The sequence below is a fragment of the Pseudomonas sp. LBUM1668 genome (assembly GCF_059695715.1).
Window position 1 is genome coordinate 3179734 of sequence record NZ_CP166787.1, and the last position, 22137, is coordinate 3201870.

At 54.8% G+C, this 22137-nt stretch carries 19 protein-coding genes and 1 pseudogene; 18 read left to right on the forward strand and 2 right to left on the reverse strand.

Going from position 1 to position 22137, the window contains the following annotated elements:
- Positions 1-32: 32 nt before the first annotated feature.
- From ACA061_RS14205 to ACA061_RS14255, 11 genes are all read left to right on the forward strand, one after another.
- Positions 33-377: a phosphatidylinositol-specific phospholipase C domain-containing protein gene (locus ACA061_RS14205; protein ID WP_497299440.1), complete on the forward strand. Its 345-nt coding sequence runs from the start codon at positions 33-35 to the stop codon at positions 375-377.
- 70 nt (positions 378-447) lie between these two features.
- Complete coding sequence (locus ACA061_RS14210) at positions 448-924, forward strand: hypothetical protein (RefSeq protein ID WP_497299441.1); 477 nt, start codon at positions 448-450, stop codon at positions 922-924.
- Positions 925-1025: 101 nt separating this feature from the next.
- Positions 1026-1931 (forward strand): AraC family transcriptional regulator, encoded by a 906-nt coding sequence (locus tag ACA061_RS14215; protein WP_150603843.1) that lies wholly within the window; start codon positions 1026-1028, stop codon positions 1929-1931.
- Positions 1932-2252: 321 nt separating this feature from the next.
- Positions 2253-3563 (forward strand): ABC transporter substrate-binding protein, encoded by a 1311-nt coding sequence (locus ACA061_RS14220; RefSeq protein ID WP_150598277.1) that lies wholly within the window; start codon positions 2253-2255, stop codon positions 3561-3563.
- A 148-nt stretch (positions 3564-3711) separates the two neighbouring features.
- Complete coding sequence (locus ACA061_RS14225) at positions 3712-4638, forward strand: carbohydrate ABC transporter permease (RefSeq protein WP_047301353.1); 927 nt, start codon at positions 3712-3714, stop codon at positions 4636-4638.
- 8 nt (positions 4639-4646) lie between these two features.
- Positions 4647-5477 (forward strand): carbohydrate ABC transporter permease, encoded by an 831-nt coding sequence (locus tag ACA061_RS14230; RefSeq protein ID WP_150603841.1) that lies wholly within the window; start codon positions 4647-4649, stop codon positions 5475-5477.
- Between the two features lie 127 nt (positions 5478-5604).
- A complete protein-coding gene (locus ACA061_RS14235; protein WP_497299442.1) occupies positions 5605-6708 on the forward strand; it encodes an ABC transporter ATP-binding protein in 1104 nt (367 codons plus the stop codon).
- Positions 6709-6727: 19 nt separating this feature from the next.
- A complete protein-coding gene (locus tag ACA061_RS14240) occupies positions 6728-8200 on the forward strand; it encodes a mannitol dehydrogenase family protein (protein ID WP_497299443.1) in 1473 nt (490 codons plus the stop codon).
- Between the two features lie 156 nt (positions 8201-8356).
- Entirely contained in the window at positions 8357-9853 is a 1497-nt protein-coding gene (xylB, locus tag ACA061_RS14245; RefSeq protein WP_497299444.1) for a xylulokinase, read from the forward strand.
- A gap of 13 nt (positions 9854-9866) precedes the next feature.
- Entirely contained in the window at positions 9867-10805 is a 939-nt protein-coding gene (locus ACA061_RS14250) for a carbohydrate kinase family protein (RefSeq protein ID WP_497299445.1), read from the forward strand.
- Positions 10806-10851: 46 nt separating this feature from the next.
- Complete coding sequence (locus tag ACA061_RS14255; protein WP_150597843.1) at positions 10852-11472, forward strand: transglycosylase SLT domain-containing protein; 621 nt, start codon at positions 10852-10854, stop codon at positions 11470-11472.
- Between the two features lie 172 nt (positions 11473-11644).
- On the opposite strand, the gene ACA061_RS14260 is transcribed toward ACA061_RS14255, so the two are convergent.
- Entirely contained in the window at positions 11645-12946 is a 1302-nt protein-coding gene (locus ACA061_RS14260; RefSeq protein ID WP_497299446.1) for an OprD family porin, read from the reverse strand.
- Between the two features lie 375 nt (positions 12947-13321).
- On the opposite strand from ACA061_RS14260, the gene ACA061_RS14265 reads away from it, so the two are divergent.
- The 6 genes and pseudogenes from ACA061_RS14265 to ACA061_RS14290 all read left to right on the forward strand — a co-directional run bounded on the left by ACA061_RS14265 (position 13322) and on the right by ACA061_RS14290 (position 20996).
- Positions 13322-15613 carry a type VI secretion system Vgr family protein gene (locus ACA061_RS14265; protein WP_497299447.1) on the forward strand — a complete coding sequence of 764 codons (2292 nt, stop codon included), beginning with the start codon at positions 13322-13324 and terminating at the stop codon, positions 15611-15613.
- Complete coding sequence (locus tag ACA061_RS14270) at positions 15610-17229, forward strand: hypothetical protein (RefSeq protein ID WP_047301369.1); 1620 nt, start codon at positions 15610-15612, stop codon at positions 17227-17229. The genes ACA061_RS14265 and ACA061_RS14270 overlap by 4 nt, the downstream gene beginning before the upstream one ends.
- Positions 17226-18179: a PoNe immunity protein domain-containing protein gene (locus ACA061_RS14275; protein WP_210699944.1), complete on the forward strand. Its 954-nt coding sequence runs from the start codon at positions 17226-17228 to the stop codon at positions 18177-18179. Before ACA061_RS14270 ends, ACA061_RS14275 begins: the two co-directional genes overlap by 4 nt.
- 195 nt (positions 18180-18374) lie before the next feature.
- On the forward strand, positions 18375-19319 hold the full coding sequence (locus tag ACA061_RS14280) for a PoNe immunity protein domain-containing protein (protein WP_497299448.1): 945 nt from the start codon (positions 18375-18377) through the stop codon (positions 19317-19319).
- 719 nt (positions 19320-20038) lie between these two features.
- Positions 20039-20218, forward strand: a pseudogene (locus ACA061_RS14285) (PoNe immunity protein domain-containing protein); the annotation flags it as partial.
- 7 nt (positions 20219-20225) lie between these two features.
- Positions 20226-20996 (forward strand): PoNe immunity protein domain-containing protein, encoded by a 771-nt coding sequence (locus tag ACA061_RS14290; RefSeq protein ID WP_497299449.1) that lies wholly within the window; start codon positions 20226-20228, stop codon positions 20994-20996.
- A gap of 71 nt (positions 20997-21067) precedes the next feature.
- Here ACA061_RS14290 and ACA061_RS14295 read toward each other — a convergent pair whose 3' ends face one another.
- Positions 21068-21364, reverse strand: coding sequence for a hypothetical protein (locus tag ACA061_RS14295; protein ID WP_150591958.1), 297 nt, complete (start codon positions 21362-21364; stop codon positions 21068-21070).
- A 494-nt stretch (positions 21365-21858) separates the two neighbouring features.
- Here ACA061_RS14295 and ACA061_RS14300 point away from each other — a divergent pair, with 494 nt between their 5' ends.
- Positions 21859-22128, forward strand: coding sequence for a DUF2790 domain-containing protein (locus tag ACA061_RS14300; protein WP_210552809.1), 270 nt, complete (start codon positions 21859-21861; stop codon positions 22126-22128).
- Positions 22129-22137 lie beyond the last annotated feature (9 nt).

A 22137-nucleotide genomic window follows, 5' to 3' on the forward strand; every position in this document is an offset into this window, starting at 1 on the left:
ATTCGCACTTATTGAATTACGCAGGATACAACATGAACAACTACACCTTTAAAAACCTGCTCCCTTATCAATGGATGGGGAGCACTCCAGAAATTGACAATCTGTCATTGTTCGAAATGACATTGCCCGGCACGCATAACGCTGGCTGTGACTGGGAGGCCTCTTATGCACCATTCGTCGCAAACTGGGTAGTTTGTCAGGATGTCTCTTTTTATTCGCAACTCAATCGCGGTGCGCGGGCGCTTGACCTGCGCCTGATATACGACTCAAAGTCCAGCGGACTCGCAAAATTCCGCTTCCTGCATAACAGCGAATTGTCCTCGCGCACGCTGGAAGATCTCGTTCGCGACATCAAAGGTTTTCTGGAACTACAATGAATTCATCATCCTCGACTTCCACGAATTAAAGGGAGGCAAGGAGCCCTTCGATTACAAGTACTTCAGCGAAATGATGATCAAGCATTTGGGCGAGTACATAATACCGTCAGAAAACATACACCTCACTCTTGGACAATTGAAAAAAGTCAGCCGAACGCAACGATTGTTGGTGGCAACTCCATCGCATTACGATCTGGACTGGAAGTTGTTCTGCGGGCAGGTCGTTCACAAGTGGGCTGGAAATTCTTACGTCCAGGAAACCCTGCACCCTACTTCCTCATTGTTTGCTTACGTGATCGAAGTCATGAAAAGCCCCCCTTCGAGAGACTATCTTTGGTCGCTCTCGGCAGCCATCTGGACTTTGGAGGGGCCGCAAAGAATCCTTGAAGTCCTTGATGACTGGTTTGATCCTGAGAGAAGAAATTGGGTGGAGCACTGCAACATCATCAGTTTCGATTTTATTAAAAACTCCAAAATCGTATTTTTTTGCCAGGCAGCCAATCTGGGAAAAGCTGCTAAAAAATCCACAACAGGCGCCGTGACTTGATCCAATGCCGGGCCGCTTCAGCCGCGGCCCTTCAGCAAGCTGGCGCACAACCGGCGGAACGAGGCATGATCGCCGGGCGATAACAAAAAAAGCGCCCAGCCATGACCCGAACCGCACGCGTGACCGACCCCTCTTACGAGTTGATGGATGACCATAACGGGTTGTCCATCATTTACCGTCAGCATGGCTTTCCCTGCCCGCTGGTGCGCTGGCATTTCCACAAGGAATACGAACTGCACCTGATCGTCGCCAGTTCAGGCAAAGTGTTCATCGGCGACTACATCGGCAACTTCTACCCACAAACCCTGTTCCTCACCGGGCCCAATCTGCCCCACAACTGGATCAGCCAGGTGGCGGAAGATGAAATCGTCGAAAAACGCGACATGCTGGTCAACTTCACCGACGAGCTGTTCGAGAGTGGCCATCAGGTGTTTGCTGAACTGAAGACGCTGGCGCCATTACTGGAGCGTGCTCAATACGGCATCGAGTTCCGCTGCAAACGCACGATTGGCCAGGCCATGACGCTGATGCAGCGAATTGCCGACAGCCGCGGCATCACTCGACTCGGGCACTTTTTCATCCTCATGGAATTGCTGGCGGCCAGCGATGACTTCCAGTTGTTGTCCGGCGCCACCACGTCGCAATTGGCGGATGAGCACAATATCGACCGCACCAACCGCGCCGTTGATTACATCTTCAGCCATTACGCCCGGGACATTTCACTGGAAGAAGTCGCCGAGCATCTGGGCATGACACCGACCTACTTCAGCCGCGTATTCAAACAGGCGACCGGGCGCACCTTCATCGAGTTCGTCAATCGCTTGCGCATCAGCAAGTCCTGCGAATTGTTGGCCGATGGCGATAAACCGGTGACCGATGTGTGCTTCGAGTCGGGCTTCAACAATATTTCCAACTTCAATCGACGCTTTCAGCAGCTCAAGGGCATGACGCCTTCGCATTATCGACGCCTGGCAGTGCAGCGCCTGACCGAGCAAAACCACAGCTGAAAGCAGGATCAAAAGATCGCAGCCTTCGGCAGCTCCTACACCGGTCATCTGTAGGAGCTGCCGAAGGCTGCGATCTTTTGATCTTCGCTATTAATCTCTGAAAACCTGTACGTATCCGCTGCCCTCCCAGCGCTGCAATCCCCTTCCCTGCGTTTAGCTCATCAAAGTGCAGTGCAAAAAAGTATCAATCAAAGTGCGACGGATGATTTGTCAGCCCTGCGATTGAAGGCTGTAATCAGCGCACATTCTTCCTGCACTGGAAGACACAAAAACAATAACCGTCCTTCTGCCTCCCCCGGGGTGCAGAAAAAGGAGTGCACGATGCAACCCACTGCAAAAGCTCTGCTTGCCCTCACCTGCATGACCCTCAGTAGCGTCAGCCTTGGCGCCCAGACCCTGACCATCGCCACCGTCAACAACAGCGACATGATCCGCATGCAGAAGCTCTCGAAAACGTTCGAGACCGAGCACCCCGACATCAAGCTCAATTGGGTAGTGCTGGAAGAAAACGTGCTGCGCCAACGCCTGACCACCGACATCGCCACTCAGGGCGGGCAGTTCGACGTACTGACCATCGGCATGTACGAAGCCGCACTGTGGGGCGCCAAGGGTTGGCTTGAGCCGATGAAAGATCTGCCGGCCAGTTACGCCCTCGACGATGTGTTCCCGTCGGTGCGCGAAGGTCTGTCGGTCAAGGGTTCGCTGTACGCCCTGCCGTTCTACGCCGAAAGCTCGATTACCTATTACCGCACCGACCTGTTCAAGGAGGCCGGCCTGACCATGCCAGAGCGGCCGACCTGGGAACAGATCGCCGGTTTTGCGGAAAAACTCACCCACAAAGATAAAGAGCAATACGGCATCTGTCTGCGCGGCAAGGCCGGTTGGGGCGAGAACATGGCGCTGATCACCACCGTAGCCAATGCCTATGGCGCGCGCTGGTTCGATGAACAGTGGAAGCCGGAATTCACGGGGCCCGAGTGGAAAAACGCGCTGAATTTCTACGTCGACACCATGAAGAAATCCGGCCCGCCGGGCGCCTCCAGCAACGGTTTCAACGAAAACCTTGCGCTGTTCAACAGCGGCAAATGCGCGATCTGGGTCGATGCCAGCGTCGCCGGTTCGTTCGTCACCGACAAGACCCAGAGCAAGGTTAGCGACCACGTCGGCTTCACCTTCGCACCGCATCAAGTCACCGACAAAGGTTCGGCCTGGTTGTATTCGTGGGCGCTGGCGATTCCGACCAGCTCCAAGGCCAAGGATGCTGCGAAAACCTTCAGCGCCTGGGCCACGTCGAAAGAATACGGCGCACTGGTTGCCGAGAAGGACGGGATCGCCAACGTACCGCCGGGCACCCGTGCCTCCACGTACAGCGACGCTTACATCAAAGCCGCGCCGTTTGCCAAGGTCGCGCTGGAATCGCTGAAGGCGGCCGACCCAGGCAAACCGACCCTGAAGCCCGTGCCGTACATCGGCATTCAACTGGTGACCATCCCTGAGTTCCAGGCGGTGGGAACGCAGGTCGGCAAGCTGTTCTCGGCGGCGTTGATCGGCCAGACCACGGTGGATCAGGCGCTGGCGTCAGCGCAGCAGACCACTGAACGCGAGATGAAGCGTGCGGGTTATCCGAAGTAACTTGCACCGCTCGCTCTTGCTTTTGTAGGAGTGAGCCTGCTCGCGATAGCGGCTCTCCATCCAACAAAGCGGTGACTGACACACCGCTATCGCGAGCAGGCTCACTCCTACAGGGGATCTTCATTCGCCTGTCGAATCGGTTACTGCCATGAATACTTCAACTGCCAAAGCCCAAATCGACCTGTCCCGGCCGCAGCGCAAAAGCCGCGTGGCCAATCCCGGCTGGTTTCTGGTCAGCCCCTCGGTGGCCTTGTTGCTGCTGTGGATGATCGTGCCGCTGGGCATGACCATTTACTTCTCGATGATCCGCTACAACCTGCTCTACCCCGGTGAAAACCAGTTCGTGGGGCTGGAGAACTTCACTTACTTCCTGACCGACTCAGGGTTCATGCCCGGCGCTACCAACACCTTGTTACTGGTCGGCAGCGTGTTGCTGATCAGTGTGGTGTTTGGCGTGTTGATCAGTGCCTTGCTGGAGGCCAGCGAGTTTCTCGGGCGTGGCATCGTGCGGGTCATGCTGATTTCGCCGTTCTTCATCATGCCCACGGTTGGCGCGCTGATCTGGAAGAACCTGATTTTCCATCCGGTGTCGGGAATCCTCGCCTACATCTGGAAACTGTTCGGCGCACAACCGGTGGACTGGCTGGCGCACTACCCACTGCTGTCGATCATCATCATTGTGTCGTGGCAATGGCTGCCCTTCGCGATCCTGATCCTGATGACGGCCATGCAGTCCCTCGACCAGGAGCAGAAAGAAGCTGCGCGCCTCGACGGCGCGGGCCCCATCGCCATCTTCTGGCACCTGACGCTGCCGCACCTGGCCCGGCCGATTGCGGTGGTGGTGATGATCGAAACGATCTTCCTGCTGTCGGTGTTCGCCGAGATTTTCACCACCACCAACGGCGGCCCCGGCTACGCCTCGACCAACCTCGCCTACTTGATCTACAACCAGGCGCTGGTGCAGTTCGATGTCGGCATGGCCTCGGCGGGCGGCTTGATTGCCGTGGTCATCGCCAACATCGCCGCGATCATTCTGGTGCGGATGATCGGCAAAAACCTGACTGACAAAGCCTGAGGCCTGCCATGACTCTTCAACAATCCCGCCGGCTGCAAAGCCTGCTGCTCGGCACCCTGGCCTGGGCCATCGCGATCGTGATTTTCTTCCCGATCTTCTGGATGGTGATGACCAGTTTCAAGACCGAAATCGACGCCTTCGCCACGCCACCGCAGTTCATCTTCACGCCGACGCTGGAGAATTACCTGCACATCAACGAGCGCAGCGACTACTTCAGTTTTGCCTGGAATTCGGTGGTGATCTCCTTCAGCGCCACCGCCCTGAGCCTGCTGATTGCAGTGCCGGCCGCCTACTCGATGGCGTTCTACGAAACCCAGCGCACCAAAGGCACGCTGCTGTGGATGCTCTCCACCAAAATGCTGCCGCCGGTGGGCGTGCTGATGCCGATCTACCTGCTGGCCAAGAGTTTCGGCCTGCTCGATACGCGCATCGCGCTGATCGTGATCTACACGCTGATCAACCTGCCGATTGTGGTCTGGATGATTTACACCTACTTCAAGGACATCCCCAAAGACATCCTCGAAGCCGCCCGCCTCGACGGCGCCACGCTGTGGCAGGAAATGGTCCGCGTGCTGCTGCCCATCGCCAAGGGCGGCCTGGCCTCGACCGTGCTGCTGTCGCTGATCCTGTGCTGGAACGAGGCCTTCTGGTCGCTGAACCTGACCTCATCGAAAGCCGCACCACTGACCGCGTTGATCGCCTCGTACTCAAGCCCTGAAGGGTTGTTCTGGGCCAAGTTGTCGGCGGTGTCGACCCTGGCCTGTGCGCCGATTCTGATCTTCGGCTGGATCAGCCAGAAACAACTGGTCCGCGGCCTGTCGTTTGGCGCTGTGAAGTAGATATTTCAGAAGCAAAAGATCGCAGCCTTCGGCAGCTCCTACACAGAGCACACCGTCCCCCTGTAGGAGCTGCCGCAGGCTGCGATCTTTTGATCTTAAAAAAACAACAATGCGGAGGCCCATCACCATGGCCAACCTGAAAATCAAGAATCTGCAAAAAGGCTTCGAAGGTTTTTCCATCATCAAGGGCATCGACCTGGAGGTGAACGACAAGGAATTCGTGGTCTTCGTCGGCCCGTCCGGTTGCGGTAAATCGACTCTGCTGCGCCTGATCGCAGGGCTTGAAGAAGTCAGCGGCGGCACCATTGAGCTCGATGGCCGCGACATCACCGAAGTCAGCCCGGCCAAGCGTGACCTGGCGATGGTGTTCCAGACCTACGCCCTGTACCCGCACATGACCGTGAAAAAGAACATGTCCTTCGCCCTCGATCTGGCCGGCGTACCGAAAGCCGAAGTCGAGCAGAAAGTCGGTGAGGCGGCGCGCATTCTTGAGCTCGGGCCGATGCTCGAGCGCAAACCTAAACAGCTGTCCGGCGGTCAGCGTCAACGTGTCGCGATCGGCCGCGCCATCGTGCGCAATCCGAAAATATTCCTGTTCGACGAGCCGCTGTCCAACCTCGACGCCGCGCTGCGCGTGCAGATGCGCCTGGAACTGCTGCGTCTGCACAAAGACCTGCAAGCGACCATGATCTACGTGACCCACGATCAGGTTGAAGCGATGACCATGGCCGACAAAGTCGTGGTGCTCAATGGCGGCAGGATTGAGCAAGTCGGCTCGCCGCTGGACCTCTATCACAGCCCGGCCAACCTGTTCGTCGCCGGTTTCCTCGGCACGCCGAAAATGGGTTTCCTCAAGGGCAAGATTACCCGCGTCGACGGCCCAAGCTGCGAAGTCGCACTGGACGCCGGCACCCGCATCACCCTGCCCTTCAACGCCGCCCACCTGAGCGTCGGCAGCGCTGTGACCTTGGGTATTCGCCCGGAACATCTGGAGCTGGCGCAACCGGGTGACTGCACCCTGCAAGTCACCGCCGATGTCAGCGAACGTCTGGGCAGCGACACCTTTTGCCACGTCAAAACCAACGCCGGCGAAGCCCTGACCATGCGTGTGCGCGGTGATCTGGCGAGCCGTTATGGCGAGCAACTGAACCTCTATCTGGACGCCGCTCACTGCCATTTATTCGATGCCGAAGGCGTGGCGCTGGCCCGTCCGCTGCGTGCGGCTGCCTGATTTTTTCGAGAGTTTTCCCATGAAACTGAACAAACAGAATCTCAACCGCCTCGCCACCGAAGTGCAACTGCCGGCCTACAGCCTCAGCGACACCCGCCAGGGCATCGCGCACATTGGCGTCGGTGGCTTTCACCGGGCGCATCAGGCGTATTACACCGACGCGCTGATGAACACTGGCGAAGCGCTGGACTGGGCGATTTGCGGGGTCGGCTTGCGCGCCGAAGACCGCCGCGCCCGCGACGATCTCAAAGAGCAGGACTACTTGTTCACCCTCTTCGAACTCGGTGACAGTGATGACACCGAAGTACGCGTCATCGGCGCAATTCGCGACATGCTTCTGGCCGAGGACGGCGCGCAGGCGTTGATCGACAAACTCGCCGATCCGCAGATCCGCATCGTCTCGCTGACCATCACCGAGGGCGGCTATTGCATCGACGACAGCAACGGCGAATTCATGGCGCACCTGCCGCAGATCCAGCACGATCTGGCACACCCGGGCGCACCGACAACCGTGTTCGGCTTCCTCTGTGCGGCCTTGGAGAAACGCCGTGGCGCAGGCACGCCGGCGTTCACGATCATGTCCTGCGATAACCTGCCGCACAACGGCGCGGTGACCCGCAAGGCACTGCTGGCCTTCGCCACCCTGCGCAACACGGGGCTGCGCGACTGGATCGAGCAGAACGTCAGTTTCCCCAACGCGATGGTCGACCGCATCACACCAATGACCAGCACCGCGCACCGTCTACAACTGGCCGACAAACACGCGGTGGACGACGCCTGGCCGGTGGTCTGCGAACCGTTTGTGCAGTGGGTGCTGGAAGACAAATTCGTCAACGGTCGTCCCGCGTGGGAGAAGGTTGGTGTGCAGTTCACCGACGACGTGTCGCCGTACGAAGAGATGAAGATCAAATTGCTCAACGGCAGCCATCTGGCGCTGACTTATCTGGGTTTTTTGAAGGGCTATCGCTTCGTCCACGAAACCATGAACGACCCGCTGTTCGTGCGTTACATGCGCGCCTATATGGACCTGGATGTCACGCCGCAACTGGCACCAGTGCCGGGTATCAACCTGGACGATTACAAAGACACGCTGGTGGCGCGGTTCTCTAACCAAGCGATTGCCGATCAGCTTGAGCGTGTGTGTTCAGATGGTTCGTCGAAGTTTCCCAAATTCACCATTCCGACGATCAACCGGTTGATTGCCGATGGGCGCGAGACCCGCCGCGCGGCGTTGGTGGTAGCGGCTTGGGCGTTGTATTTGAAGGGCGTGGATGAGAATGGCGACACCTATTCCATTCCTGACCCGCGGGCTGTTTTTTGTCAGGCGCTGGTGGCGGATGATGCGTTGATGACGGAGCGTTTGTTGGCGGTCGAGGAGATTTTCGGCACGGCGATACCGCGCTCGGCGGAGTTTGTAACAGCGTTTGAATGGTGTTGCGATAGTTTGCGGGAGGTGGGTGTTACGCGGACTTTGGAGCGGATCCTGGCCTGAGTTATGCGGTGAAGCTACCGACGTCATCGCTGGCAAGCCAGCTCCCACATTTTCTCGATGGCACTCAATACTTGTGAACGACTGAGAACCCTGTGGGAGCTGGCTTGCCAGCGATTGGCCACACCCGGATTGACCTGACTCCTTGAGGATATTCTTGTGACAACCCGACAACTCTTCCTCGGCATAGATTGCGGCACCCAAGGCACCAAAGCGATCATCCTCGATGCCGCCAGCGGTCAGGTGCTCGGCCAAGGCGCCGCAGCGCACATGATGATCAGCGGCGCCAATGGCCGTCGCGAGCAAGACCCTCAGCAATGGCTTGAAGCTTTCGCCCTCGCCACCCGCCAGGCACTGCTGGCGGCGGCTGTCGACGGTCAATCAATCCTCGGCATCGGTGTTTCCGGGCAGCAGCACGGTCTGGTGTTACTCGATGATGAAGGCGAAGTCCTGCGCCCGGCCAAACTCTGGTGCGACACCGAAACCAGCGCTGAAAACGATCGACTACTCACCCACCTCGGCGGTGAAAACGGCTCTCTGGAACGCCTCGGCGTGGTCATCGCGCCGGGCTACACCGTGTCAAAACTACTCTGGACCAAAGAACAACATCCAGACGTATTCGCGCGTATCTCCCGCATTCTGCTGCCCCACGATTACCTCAACTATTGGCTCACCGGCCGAGCCTGCAGCGAGTACGGCGATGCTTCCGGCACCGGTTATTTCAACGTCCGCAGCCGCCAGTGGGATTTGCAGCTGTTGCGCGACATCGACCCCAGCGGACGCCTGCAAGCGGCGTTGCCGGAGCTGATCGATGCGCACGAAGCCGTAGGCACGATCCTGCCCGCGATTGCCGAACACCTCGGCATCAACCGCAACGCATTGGTGTCCAGCGGTGGCGGTGACAACATGATGGGCGCTATCGGTACCGGCAACATCCAGCCCGGCGCGATCACCATGAGCCTCGGGTCGTCCGGCACCGTGTACGCCTACGCCGATGCGCCGACGGTCAGTGCGGATGCTTCGGTCGCGACTTTTTGTTCCTCCAGCGGCGGATGGCTGCCGCTGATCTGCACCATGAACCTGACCAACGCCACCGGCGCGATTCGCGAACTGTTCGAACTCGATCTCGATCAGTTCAACACCCTCGTCGCCCAAGCCCCTATCGGTGCTGAAGGCGTGTGTATGCTGCCGTTCCTAAACGGCGAGCGCGTCCCCGCCCTGCCCCACGCCACCGGCAGCCTGCACGGCTTGACGCTGGACAACCTGACGCAGGCCAATCTGTGCCGCGCAGCCATCGAAGGCACGACCTTCGGCTTGCGTTATGGACTGGATTTACTCCGGCACAATGGTTTACAAAGCCGCAGCATTTGCCTGATCGGCGGCGGTTCGAAGAGCGCCGTGTGGCGCCAAATCGTCGCCGACATCATGGACACCCCCGTCATCTGCACCGAACAGAGCGAAGCGGCTGCCCTTGGCGCGGCGATTCAGGCGGCGTGGTGCAAGTCATGGTCCAATGGCCACGAAGACACCCTTGCCGAACTGTGCCAGCGCTGCGTGAAAGTTGACCTGAGCAGTGAAACCCTGCCGAACGCCGCCAATGTCGCGGCATTCCAGCAGGCTTATGAACGCTATCAACAGCATGTCGCAACCCTATAAAGAGCAAACAATTATGTATTTGGTGTGTGGCGAAGCGCTGTTTGATTTCTTCAGCGAAGACGATGCCAGTGGTCTGGCCTCGAAAGTGAATTTCAAGGCGATTGCTGGCGGCTCGCCGTTCAACGTCGCGGTGGGTTTGCGCCGTCTGGGTGTGGACTCGGCCTTGTTCGGCGGGCTGTCCACCGACTACCTCGGCCGCCGCTTGCAACAGGTGCTGCAGGACGAAGGTGTGCGCCCGGATTATCTGGTGGACTTCGCTGCACCGACCACGCTGGCGATGGTCGCCGTCGGTGCCAATGGCTCGCCGCATTACAGCTTTCGCGGAGAAGGCTGCGCTGATCGGCAACTGAGCCTGGCGCATCTGCCCACACTAGGCCCTGAGGTGCGCGGCTTGCACATCGGCTCGTTTTCGCTGGTGGTGCAGCCGATTGCCGACATACTGCTGGCGTTGGTGCAGCGTGAAAGCGGCAAACGCCTGATCAGCCTCGACCCCAACGTACGCCTCAATCCCGAGCCGAATATCGACCTGTGGCGCGAACGAATCGCCACGCTGGTGCAATTGGCCGATCTGATCAAAGTCAGTGATGAAGACTTGAGCCTGCTGTATCCCGAGCAGGATCCGCAGCGGGTCATCGAAGGCTGGCTGGAGCATCGCTGCCACATGGTATTCCTCACCCGCGGCGGCGAAGGCGCAAGCGTGTTCAGTCGCGCCCACGGCTCCTGGTCAGTGCCAGCCTGTTCCGTGAAGATCGCCGATACCGTTGGCGCCGGTGACACCTTCCAGGCTGCATTGATTACCTGGCTGACCGAACAGGGTCTGGACTCGGTCGAAGGCTTGCAGCAATTGGCCCGCGAGCAGATCGACGCCATGCTCAAGTTCGCCGTGCAAGCGGCAGCGCTGACCTGCAGCAAGACCGGTCCGGATCTGCCCTATCGTCATCAATTGACCTGAACGCGTAAACTGTCGCCCTTTTACGCGCATCACAGGATGACGGCTTTTGAATTCTCGGCAGACGATTGGACTATTGATACTCGCGGCGCTGTTGACGGGCTGCGGCACCTCGCCGCCCCGCTCGCCTGAAAACATCTGCGAGATCTTCCGGGAAAAAAGCGATTGGTACGACGCCGCGCAAGTCACGCAAAAGCGCTGGGGCGTACCGATCCAGGTGCCGTTCGCGATCATGTATCAGGAGTCCGGCTACCGCTACGACGCCAAGACTCCACGCAAATACCTGCTCTGGGTCATTCCGTGGGGCCGCGTCTCGACCGCATCGGGTTATGCGCAGGCCAAGGATGAAGTCTGGTCCGACTACCAGAAAAGCACTGGCAGAAACTGGGCCGACCGCGAAGACTTCGACGACGCCATCGACTTCGTCGGCTGGTACATGGACAAGACCACCTCGATCAACGGCGTCTACAAATACGACGCCTATGGCCAGTACCTCAACTATCACGAGGGCTGGGGCGGTTATCGCAACAAGACTTACGCCAGCAAGGCGTGGCTGATGCCGACAGCGCGCAAGGTGCAGAATCGTTCCGACATGTATGCGCAGCAATATGCTGGCTGCAAGGAAGACCTCAACCGAGGTTTCTGGAGCCGGTTCTGGCATTGGCTATAAATCCATACCCCTGTAGGAGCTGCCGCAGGCTGCGATCTTTTGATCTTGTTTTTGAAAATCAAAAGATCGCAGCCTTCGGCAGCTCCTACAGGGGATTTGGGTGCGGCGCAGGTCCAGTGTGGGAGCTAGCTTGCTAGCGATGGCAACCGTTCAAGCGCTATAAATCCAAGGTTTACAACACCGAAAAGTTGTAACTCACAATCAACCGGGTTTCATCCACATCCCGGGCAAACTGCTGGTAATTCGTCCGGTAAGTCGCATTACGCAAGCGCAAACTCACATCCTTGAACGTCCCCGTCTGAATCACGTACTTCAACTCGCTGTCACGCTCCCACTCTTTGCCTTCCTGATCACTGCCCACGACCTTGATGTGATCACCGTTCACATAACGCGTCAGGAAACTCAGACCGTTGATGCCGATCGCCTTGAAGTCATAGTCATAACGCAGTTGCCAGGAGCGCTCCTGCGCGGCGGCGAAGTCGTTGACCTGCACATAGTTGACCAGATACGGGTTGCTGCCATCGAGGTACGGCATCGAGTTGTCGCCGTTCATGCGCTGCCAGCCACCACTGAAAGTGTGGCCGCTGATGGCGTAAGACAGCATGCCGCTCAGTGCACGGTTGTCGATTGAGCCGGCTTTCGCATCGCCGCTGTCAGCACTTTTCAGCAAGCGCAGATCAGCTTTCAATACACCGTTGCCCAGCGGCTGATTACCCAACAGCCCCACGAAGTGCTGACGATAGATGTCTTCAAGTTCCGCGTAGTGATACTGCGCAGTCAGACGATCGTTGATCTTGTAGTCGAAGCCGTACATGTCGAAATGGTCGGCGGTGGTGTTACACGCGTAGCGCTTGTTCTTGCAGTGCACGCGGATGTCTTGCGAATCGGTGGAATCACGCGCGGTGTACTTGTCCAGACGCGCCGCCATGAAGGTCAGATCCTTCACTTCTTTTGAAGTCAGCATTGCGCCATTGAACATCGTCGGCAGCAGACGACCATCGTTGTACTTGAGCAGCGGCAGATCCGGCAGCAGCGCGCCGTATTTCAGCACCGTGTCCGAAACCTTCACCTTCGCGGTCAGGCCCATTTTCGCGTACTGATCTTTCGATCCGCGCGGATCCTGCCCGCTGGACGGCAGCAAACCGCTGTTACTGCTGTCGGCACTGGAATCGAGTTTGAAGCCGAGCATGCCCAGCGCATCGATACCGAAGCCAACCGTGCCCTCGGTGTAACCCGACTGCAGATTGAGAATGAAACCCTGCGCCGACTCTTCACGCTTGGAAGCGCCCTGATCATTGGACGTGTGCCCATCACGGAAATCGCGGTTGAAGTACACCGTGCGCGACTCGATTTTCGCCGTTGTGTCTTCAAGAAATCCGCTGGCCTGAACTTGCGCGGTAAAACAGGCGCACAGCACAAAGGCTCCGAAGCCAAACGACTGGCGCGGGGTGATGAGGGGAAATGGGGGACGCATGAAAAACTCCAACATTGAAGCGTTTGCGCAAACGCGCAATAAGCCAGAAAAATAACTCCCGTCCCGGATCAATGAAGCGCCGAGAGGCAGTGAACACGCAGGGGTGAGTCGCAATGATGGCAGATGGCTTTGACGTGCTACAGGCGACTTTAGTCTGAAACTGACTGGCTATTCTTCGGCGCTTTGCCGTTCGAACCCTCCAGATTGGTAAGCCATGCTTTTGGGGAAATGCCCGATTTTATTGGGCCGAACGTTCGTCCTAAGGGTTTTCCCTATAACCCGCACAGGCTGGGCGTACGGCATTTGCGCCTTGAACCAGACGGTCTAATCCTGCAACATCCACCTCCTGCTTATTCAACGGACGGAATTCAAGGCATGCTGGACGCCAACGCAACCCACATCACCCTCACCCTCGAAGGCGTTTCCGCTGACCTGCAAGTCCTGAGCTTCACCGGTCGCGAAGCCCTCAACGAACCGTTCCGTTTTGACCTCGAACTGGTCAGCGCTCGCCCCGACCTCAAACTCGAAGAGCTGCTGCACAAGCGCGGCGTGCTGACGTTTGGTGCCACCGGCGAAGGCACGATCCACGGTTTGGTGTACCGCATCGAGCAAGGCGATTCCGGCAAGACCTTGACGCGTTACAGCATCAGCCTGGTGCCGCAACTCGCTTACCTGCGGCACAACCACGATCAGCAGATTTTCCAGCAACTGACCGTGCCGAAGATCATCGCTCAGGTGCTGGAAGATCGCGGCATCCTCGCCGACGCCTACAGCTTCCAGCTCAGAGCCGAGTATCCGGAACGCGATTACTGCGTGCAGTACGACGAGTCCGACCTGCATTTCATCCAGCGTTTGTGCGAAGAGGAAGGCATTCACTTCCACTTCCAGCACAGCAGCAGCGGCCACAAATTGGTGTTCGGCGACGACCAGACTGTTTTCCGCAAACTCAAGGCCGTGAGCTACCAGCAAGACTCCGGCATGAGCGCTGACAAACCAGTCATCAAGCGCTTCAACCTGCGCCTGGAAACCCGCACCACCCGCGTCAGCCGTCGCGACTACGACTTCGAAAAACCGAAGATCCTGCCCGAAGGCGCGGTCAAGTCCGAGTTCGCTCCGGACCTTGAGGACTACGACTACCCCGGCCGCTTCACCACCCGCGAGCGCGGCAAATTCCTCTCGACTCGAGCACTGGAACGCCATCGCAGCGACTACAAACTCGCCGAAGGCAAAGGTGACGAACCGACCCTCACCAGCGGTCATTTCCTCACTCTCGCCGAACACCCACGCGCCGAATGGAACGACCTGTGGCTGCTGCTGGAAGTCCTCCACGAAGGCAAACAACCGCAAGTGCTCGGCGAAAACGTCACCAGCGACGTCACCGACAACAAAAGCGATTTCCACCAGGGCTACCGCAACAGCTTCATCGCGACCCCGTGGGACGCGCACTACCGCCCTGCCCTCGAACACCCGAAACCCAAAGTCCTCGGCAGCCAGACTGCCGTCGTCACCGGCCCGGCCGGCGAAGAAATCCACTGCGATCAGTACGGCCGCATCAAGGTCCAGTTCCACTGGGACCGCGACGGTCAGTCCAACGACAAAACCACCTGCTGGATGCGCGTCGCCAGCGGCTGGGCCGGCGCAGCCTACGGCGGCATCGCCATCCCGCGCATCGGCATGGAAGTCCTCGTCACCTTCCTCGAAGGCGACCCCGACCAGCCCCTCGTCACCGGCTGCCTGTACCACAAGGAAAACGTCGTCCCCTACGACCTGCCCGCAAACAAAACCCGCAGCACCTTCAAAACCCTCAGTTCACCGGGCGGCAAGGGCTACAACGAATTTCGGATCGAAGACAAGAAAGGCGTCGAGCAGATCTACATCCACGCCCAACGCGATTGGGACGAAAACATCGAGCACGACCAGAAGATTCGTGTGGGTAACGAACGGCACGACACCGTTGAAGCCAATACGCTGAGTGAGTTCAAGGTTGAAGAACACCGGATTACGCATCTGGATCGCAAAAGCGAAATGCGTGCGGATGATCATTTGACCGTGGGCGTGACGCAGCATGTGAAAGTCGGCACTGCTCAATTCGTCGAAGCCGGCACCGAAATCCACTACCACGCCGGCGACAAGGTTGTGGTTGAGGGGGGCATGGAACTCACGGCCAAGGCTGGCGGGAGTTTTGTGAAGGTTGATGCGGGTGGTGTGACCATTGGTGGTGCTGAGGTGAAGGTTAATACCGGGGGGGCGCCAGGGGTGGGGACCGGGATTGGGATTTTGATTCCGTTAATTCCGGGGTTGGCGGCGGCCGACATTGCCGGCAAGTTGATGGAAACGGCCAAAGCCAATCCGACGTGGCTGGAGTTGAATTTGCACTACGACAATCTGGAACCGGTGCCGGGCGCGTCTTATCGCGTGGATTTTGCCGATGGCTCGACCCGCGAAGGCGTGCTGGACGATGACGGCTTCGCCCGTTTGGAAGACGTGCCGAAAGGTCCGGCCAAAGTCTATTACGGCGAGGATCCGCGGCCTTTTGATCGCAAACCAGTGAAAATCGTCCAAAGTAGCGATGCAAAGGTCAATGAGGACATCCGAAAACTTGGACTCGATCCAGACAACGTTGATTTACAAGCACTAGTGGAGAAAGCCGCAGGGAGGCTGACATGAGTGAAGAAGCGCAAACTGAAGACCGTACAGCAGCTTATAAAGAGGCAGCAGTCGAACTTGCGAAGGGTATTGCCTTAGGAGCCGTACCCTTTCTAGGTCAAGCGATCGACGCGTACGACACAGTAGAGTCCTCTATCGTCCTCTACAATGCGGAAACTGCAGACGGTAAAGATGAAGCAAAATTTGATTTACTCCTTGCAGTTATCGGCTGGATTCCTGGACCAGGTGATGGTCTGAAAAAAAGCATGCGCATAGTCAATAAAGATCCTCAGCGTTATGCCCCGGTTCTATTTGATTTGTTGCGTTTTGTATTGCAAGAGTGTGGTATCAAGACAAGTCCGGAGGAGTTGCTAAAAGAAGTATTCAACGCGTCGAAGCTCCGAGGTGAACTTGACGACATCATTAGCGCGGTAAAAGGTTCTTCAGCTTTCCAAAGCCTGCCCAACTGGGCTCAATCCGCAGTTGTCACCGTACTCGCGACCGCTCGCGACAACATGCCAGAAATGATCGGCATTGTGGAAAGGCGCTTAACAAAATGGAAAGGGATGCAACGTAATAGTTCCGCATTATCTTCAGGATCTACCCACCCCAAGAGGGTAGAAAAACCTGCTGGCAAGGACGCGACCGTAGCAAAAAATGGCAAAGACGGTCCAAGTTCCGCTCACTCCAACCAGCCTGCTAACACGAAGCTAGCCGTTGCCACCGCAGACATCCTCAACGAGGGCTTAGGTGTGTGCGGAGAGCATATCGCAGACTATATATGCGCAGAGAAATTTGGCTGGGGAAAAAAGTGGGACGGTCATGATAAAGGTTCAGAAGGCAAATGGCTGGACGGGAAACCGAACGGCGATACGCTTGGAAAGTTGTCAAAAGGTGGCAACCCCAAGGCTAGACATGTTCTATACAAACTTACAGATGGGGCAAATGGAACCGGAATCGACTCCATCTGGCGAGCGAACCCAAGTACAAACAATAATAAAAAATTCGCTATAGTTGAAGCGAAAGCTAGCAAGCGGGAAGACGCGCCTAAGTTTCTGCAAAAAATTGAAGGTTCAAAACCAAAGATTGCTTCCAAGCTAGGACTTTCCGGGGTTCTGGATCCTTCTGAACTTCTCGAACCGATTACGGATGACGCAGATCAGAATAAACCCGCCAAACAAAAGGCAGGTGGAAAAGCTGGCGGAAAATACGGTGGTAAATCAGGCGGAAAAACCTCAAGTGACAATGCAAAAGCTACTAACGACAAGAACATTCCGAGTGGCAAAAACAATAAAAAAACAGATGAAAAGTCAAAGAAACACATAGTTCAGATGAGTCGCGTTTGGATAACATCAAAGCTACCATTGGCGATAAAAAATATTGAACTACGAGAAAGCATCATGAAGTCCTATACTCGCCACTTATTTTTCACTCCTCTTTATCATAAGAGCCTCAGCCCCAAAGCGCATGCTGACGCTCAGCTGGCAAGTTCACATGAAGAAACTCACCGCGATCACGACGGGTTTCATTATGGCGAGGAGGAAGTAAGAGAGGCCGTTAATAAACGATTAGCCTCATTACGAAAAAAATATGGGAATTTGGACGTATTAAAAGAAGAGGCTAGAATACCAGCATGAACAGACGCCAAAAATTCATTTTCGACTCTTACTATCAAAAATCCATAAAACTTTATGACGAAACAGAATCCCGCTGGGAAAATGAAACCATGCAGGCAGATAACCCTGCACAGGAAAAGGCTCTTCGCACAGGCTACTTTAAAGATTCTGCATTCAATGCACTACTGATAAGCTATACCGCAGGGGAACCAATAGAAACGCTACTCCCAAGGCTAGAAAAGCTTATAACTTGCTATGAAATCTATCAGAATGCTCTAGCTTTGGAAGACGGCGAACCTGACATTTCACCATTAGCAATAGATGATTGGCCTGAGCAATATGAAGAGTGTGTCCAAGTTATCAGCCTATGCATATTACTGCATCAAAAAGATTTACTTATCCGCTTTGTCAACTTGATTGATCGCGCAGGATATGCACACGAAGATACTTTATACGAAGATCTTCTGCGCAAAATTCTTCCTGGACGGTCAGATCTTGATGAATGGTATCACGAACTTTATTCGCCGCTAGTGAAAGCAATTTACTCTGATGACGAAAAAGAAGCGAGCGACCTGCTACTTGAATACTGCAAAGAATGGTACCCCGCGTTCGGAAAACTACAAACCAACTGGCATGATAGCCACTTAGACATAGAAGATGATGATGGAAACTATGTTGGGTATTGGGCTTTCGAAGCCGCTGCTGTCGCTTTTCTGTACGGAATAGATGATCGTAAGATCAGTCATATGGTCTACCCTAAAGATTTAGTCGAATATGCTAGAAACTATCAATCATCAAGCTCCTCGCAAACATCTCGAGTGGACGCGGGAAAACCGTGCATAAAGTCAGGCTTTTGGTTCACTCCCGCTCAAAACGATTCTCGCCGTTACTTCAACCAAGGAGAAATCATGCCAAAGTTTGATAATTCTGCTTGGGGCGACACGATCTGGTATTGGTCTGGCGAAGAATAAGCTGCTCTACCGTTCGCTCGGCGCTAATTTTCCGGCGCTGAGCGAAGAATGCAAGAGAGCGAAAAACACACTTGGATATAGTGTCAGAACCATTCTGCACATTACTAAAATAAAAACCAAGTCAAAGCAAGTTGAAAGCATTTCACTGAAAAATATCGGCAATACTAATTTTTACCCTTGAGTGAAAACTCTACTATGAACGGAAGACAAGAATTTTTAACCGAGGCCAGATATTTCGATTTTCGCGATTACAGCGACGAAACCAAAGAGTTCTGGGCGAACAACACATTCGAGTCAGACACTCCAGAGCAAGAAGCCTCATTAAGAGCTACGCACTTCAAAAACGTAGCCTTAAAGAAACTGTTCATCTCGTACACTGCCGGATTAGAAATAACCTCGTTAACACCGCTTCTCGATGAACTCATTACACACTATGAGAACCGCCAGAAAAAACTATCTCTATCTGAAAATATAGTAGATATATCGCCTCTTGCCATTGACGACTGGCTAGATGAGTACGAAGAGTGTGTTCAAGTAATTAGTTTATGCATTCTGCTGCGCCGCACAGATCTACTAAAGCGATTCGTCGAACTCTTTGATAAAGCAGGCTACAACGGTCAAGATGCTTTGTATGAGGATCTTCTCTGTAAAGTACTCCCCGACAGAGAAGACATTGACGACTGGTACCACGAAGTTTATACGCCTCTTCTTCAGGCCATCTACGCAGATGAAAAAGACGAAGCATCTGATCTGTTGACAGAATATTGCAAAGAATGGTACCCGGCATTTAAACAAGCTCCTTGGCACGACTCTCATCTGCAGGGTGACGAAGGAAGCTATGTTGGATACTGGGCGTTCGAGGCAGGTGCTGTAGCGTTTCTATACGGCATAGATGATCGCAAGATTAACCATATGGTTTATCCAAAGGATCTTGTTGAATACGCACGAGGCCATACTACTTCAGATAAAAATAACACCATCAACCGCATTGAAGCGGGCCAACCTTGTAGCAAAACAGGTTTTTGGTTTACGCCAGCCCAGGAAAACTCTCGCAGACACTTTCAACAGGGTGAAATCTTTCCTGACTTCACCGACTCCCGCTGGGGCGATACACTCTGGTATTGGTCAGGAGAAGAATAAATCGTTCGCTCAGCGCTTATTTTTCGGTGCTGAGCAAAACATACAAAAAACACATTTATATTAGAGATATGGGCTGTTGCTCTACAGTGACTTGCCGTTGCAGCCAAGTTTAGGCATTAATATATGCAGAAAAGACAAAAACTCTTCAGTGATGCCCACTACGAGAATTTCTTGAGAGAGCACGGCGAAGCTAATGAAATCTTAAAAACAACCAAATTCAAGTCCGACACATCCGAAGGTGAAGCAACACTTCGCTCAAGGTTTTCTCAACGTTTAGCACTTCGAAAGCTAATGGCGATGTATACAGCAGGCGAAGAAATATCCTCGTTGATTCCTCAGCTTGAATATCTAGTTGAAAAATATGAAATCCGGCAGGCGGCACTAGCCTTATCTGAGCAATCTCCTGAAGTTTCACCACTTGCAATAGACGATTGGCCACACGAGTACGAGGAGTGCGTTCAAATTATAGGCCTTTGCATTCTATTACATCGCACAGACCTGCTTAAGCGCTTTGTTAAGTTGATAGATAATGCTGGATATGCAGGAGACGATACACTGTACGAAGATTTACTCTGTAAAATATTACCTGACAGAGCTGATGTAGACCAATGGTACCACGATGTTTATTCTCCGCTAGTGCAAGCTATATATGAAAAAACAAAAGAAGAAGCCACAAACTTTCTAAAAAATATTGCAGCCAATGGTATCCGGCCTTTAAACAAGCTCCTTGGCATGATACTCACCTGCAGGGAGAAGAAGGAAATTATGTCGGACACTGGGCGTTCGAGGCAGGAGCTATCGCATTTTTATATGGGATAGATGACAGAAAAATCGATCACATGGTTTATCCAAAGGACTTGGTCGAATATGCCAGAAGTGTGGCCATTCGATTGGAATAGAATATTCATGAACATACGACAGACACTCTTCAGCGCCGCACGTTATGAAAATTTCATCAGAGAATATGATGAGCTTCTAAATTTGTTCTCAACGAACAAATTCAAATCAGACTCTGCATTAGAGGAAGCATCTCAGCGCGCCAGATATTTCCAGACGCTCGCTTTGGAAAAGCTATTCGCCACCTATACAGCGGGTGAGCGTATAGAAAAACTTATTCCTATGCTTGAAGAACTGATAGAGAAGTATGAAATTCGCCAAAAGACTTTGGCCGAGTATCTAGGCGTGCCGAACATTTCTCCTCTGGCGATCGACGACTGGCCCCATCAGTACGAAGAAGCCGTTCAAGTCATCAGTCTTTGCATACTTTTACACCGGACTGACCTGCTCCTACGCTTTGTGAAACTCATTGACGACGCAGGGTACGGAGGTGAAGACACCCTTTATGAGGCCTTACTAAATAAAGTTGTGCCACATCGGCACGACATAGATGAGTGGTATCACGACGTCTACACACTACTCATCCAAGCGATCTACAGCGACAACAAAGGCGAGCCGCCTAAACTTCTTAAAAAATACTGCCAGCAATGGTATCGAGCCTTCAAGCAAGCCCCTTGGCACGATTCCCATCTTCAAGGAGAGGAAGGAACCTACGTAGGGTATTGGGCATTTGAAGCAGGCGCTGTTGCCTTTCTGTATGGCATTGACGACAGCAAAATCGATCACATGGTCTACCCCAAGGATCTGGTCGAATACGCTCGCAACCTGCAACCCCAATGAGCTTTTCGAATGCCGCGCCACCCACCACTCAGCCTGCCCTCTTTCGACGACAGGCTTTTTTCAGAGAAAAATCAAACCGGCGCCTTCCAGTTCAACATCTGCTGCTGCGCCACCTGAAGCAAATCATTGCCGTCCTGAATCAGCAGGTACAACGCATGTGTAATGTGCGGAATGTCCTGAACATCGGCGTGTTTGAAGCAGAGGCAATGCAGGGTTTCGAGCAGGTCGGCCGAGGCGCGGACGCGCTGGACGGCGGCTTCGAGGATGTCTTTGGGGTTGGCTTCGGTGTCGATGAGCAGCGTTGGGCTTTCGGTAACGTTGCTGTTGAGGGCGAGATAGCGGTTTTGCAGCGGTTTAATTATTGGCATATGTGGTTACTCAGACTGGGGCGATAGTAACCGCCAGCACTGTGACCAAACAGTGGGAGGCGGACTGTATGCAGGCTTGGTCAACCGAGAACAACCCCAAACTCAGCTCGCCCGAAGGCGTCCTGCACACAGCCGCCACAGCAATGCACCGCGAGGACATAGATGTCCGCAGCGCAAATGATGGCACATCTGCAATGGGGGAGGTTATCAGGTGACCAAACCCGAATCGCTGATTTTGCAGCGACACCGAACCATAACCGCCCCACTCCAGCCGCCGAAAGCAGACAAGGCATCTGGCCTTGTAGGAATCCGCACTCCCTCCCGCAGAAATCGTCCCGCTCCCTGACAGCCGGCGTTCAGCTGGGTTAACCATCACTTAACGCCGTGGTCAAAAACTCTACTGAACCGCACGCCCTCAGCCTCTCGCTGACGCCCAGTGCGGCAGGTTCGGCTGCATTGCGCCGAACTCTCATCCGTCGTACGGGAGTCGCACCATGAACATTCGCACGCTACTGCTCACCACCGCCCTCGCCTCCACCGCATTCGCCGGGCTGGCCCAGGCCAATGACGCGTCCACTTCGTCCAGCGCCGTTCCTTATCAGTACGGCATGCCGCTGCATGTGGCGAAAGTGGTGTCGTTGACCGAGCCGCCAACGCAGGATTGCAAGGTGATTACTGCCGACATGAAGTACATCGACAACAACGGTAAGCCTGAGGAAATCAGTTATCGGAAATTGTCTGACGCGTGCAGTTACCAGAACTGACAGAAAAGT

Coding starts and splice junctions, on each gene's coding strand:
- ACA061_RS14215 (WP_150603843.1), top strand. CDS start 1,026: ATGACCCGAACCGCACGCGTGACCGACCCCTCTTACGAGTTGATGGAT.
- ACA061_RS14275 (WP_210699944.1), top strand. CDS start 17,226: ATGAACAGACGCCAAAAATTCATTTTCGACTCTTACTATCAAAAATCC.
- ACA061_RS14205 (WP_497299440.1), top strand. CDS start 33: ATGAACAACTACACCTTTAAAAACCTGCTCCCTTATCAATGGATGGGG.
- ACA061_RS14290 (WP_497299449.1), top strand. CDS start 20,226: ATGAACATACGACAGACACTCTTCAGCGCCGCACGTTATGAAAATTTC.
- ACA061_RS14260 (WP_497299446.1), bottom strand. CDS start 12,946: ATGCGTCCCCCATTTCCCCTCATCACCCCGCGCCAGTCGTTTGGCTTC.
- ACA061_RS14270 (WP_047301369.1), top strand. CDS start 15,610: ATGAGTGAAGAAGCGCAAACTGAAGACCGTACAGCAGCTTATAAAGAG.
- ACA061_RS14240 (WP_497299443.1), top strand. CDS start 6,728: ATGAAACTGAACAAACAGAATCTCAACCGCCTCGCCACCGAAGTGCAA.
- ACA061_RS14280 (WP_497299448.1), top strand. CDS start 18,375: ATGAACGGAAGACAAGAATTTTTAACCGAGGCCAGATATTTCGATTTT.
- ACA061_RS14230 (WP_150603841.1), top strand. CDS start 4,647: ATGACTCTTCAACAATCCCGCCGGCTGCAAAGCCTGCTGCTCGGCACC.
- ACA061_RS14265 (WP_497299447.1), top strand. CDS start 13,322: ATGCTGGACGCCAACGCAACCCACATCACCCTCACCCTCGAAGGCGTT.
- ACA061_RS14210 (WP_497299441.1), top strand. CDS start 448: ATGATGATCAAGCATTTGGGCGAGTACATAATACCGTCAGAAAACATA.
- ACA061_RS14225 (WP_047301353.1), top strand. CDS start 3,712: ATGAATACTTCAACTGCCAAAGCCCAAATCGACCTGTCCCGGCCGCAG.
- ACA061_RS14250 (WP_497299445.1), top strand. CDS start 9,867: ATGTATTTGGTGTGTGGCGAAGCGCTGTTTGATTTCTTCAGCGAAGAC.
- ACA061_RS14295 (WP_150591958.1), bottom strand. CDS start 21,364: ATGCCAATAATTAAACCGCTGCAAAACCGCTATCTCGCCCTCAACAGC.
- ACA061_RS14300 (WP_210552809.1), top strand. CDS start 21,859: ATGAACATTCGCACGCTACTGCTCACCACCGCCCTCGCCTCCACCGCA.
- ACA061_RS14235 (WP_497299442.1), top strand. CDS start 5,605: ATGGCCAACCTGAAAATCAAGAATCTGCAAAAAGGCTTCGAAGGTTTT.
- ACA061_RS14220 (WP_150598277.1), top strand. CDS start 2,253: ATGCAACCCACTGCAAAAGCTCTGCTTGCCCTCACCTGCATGACCCTC.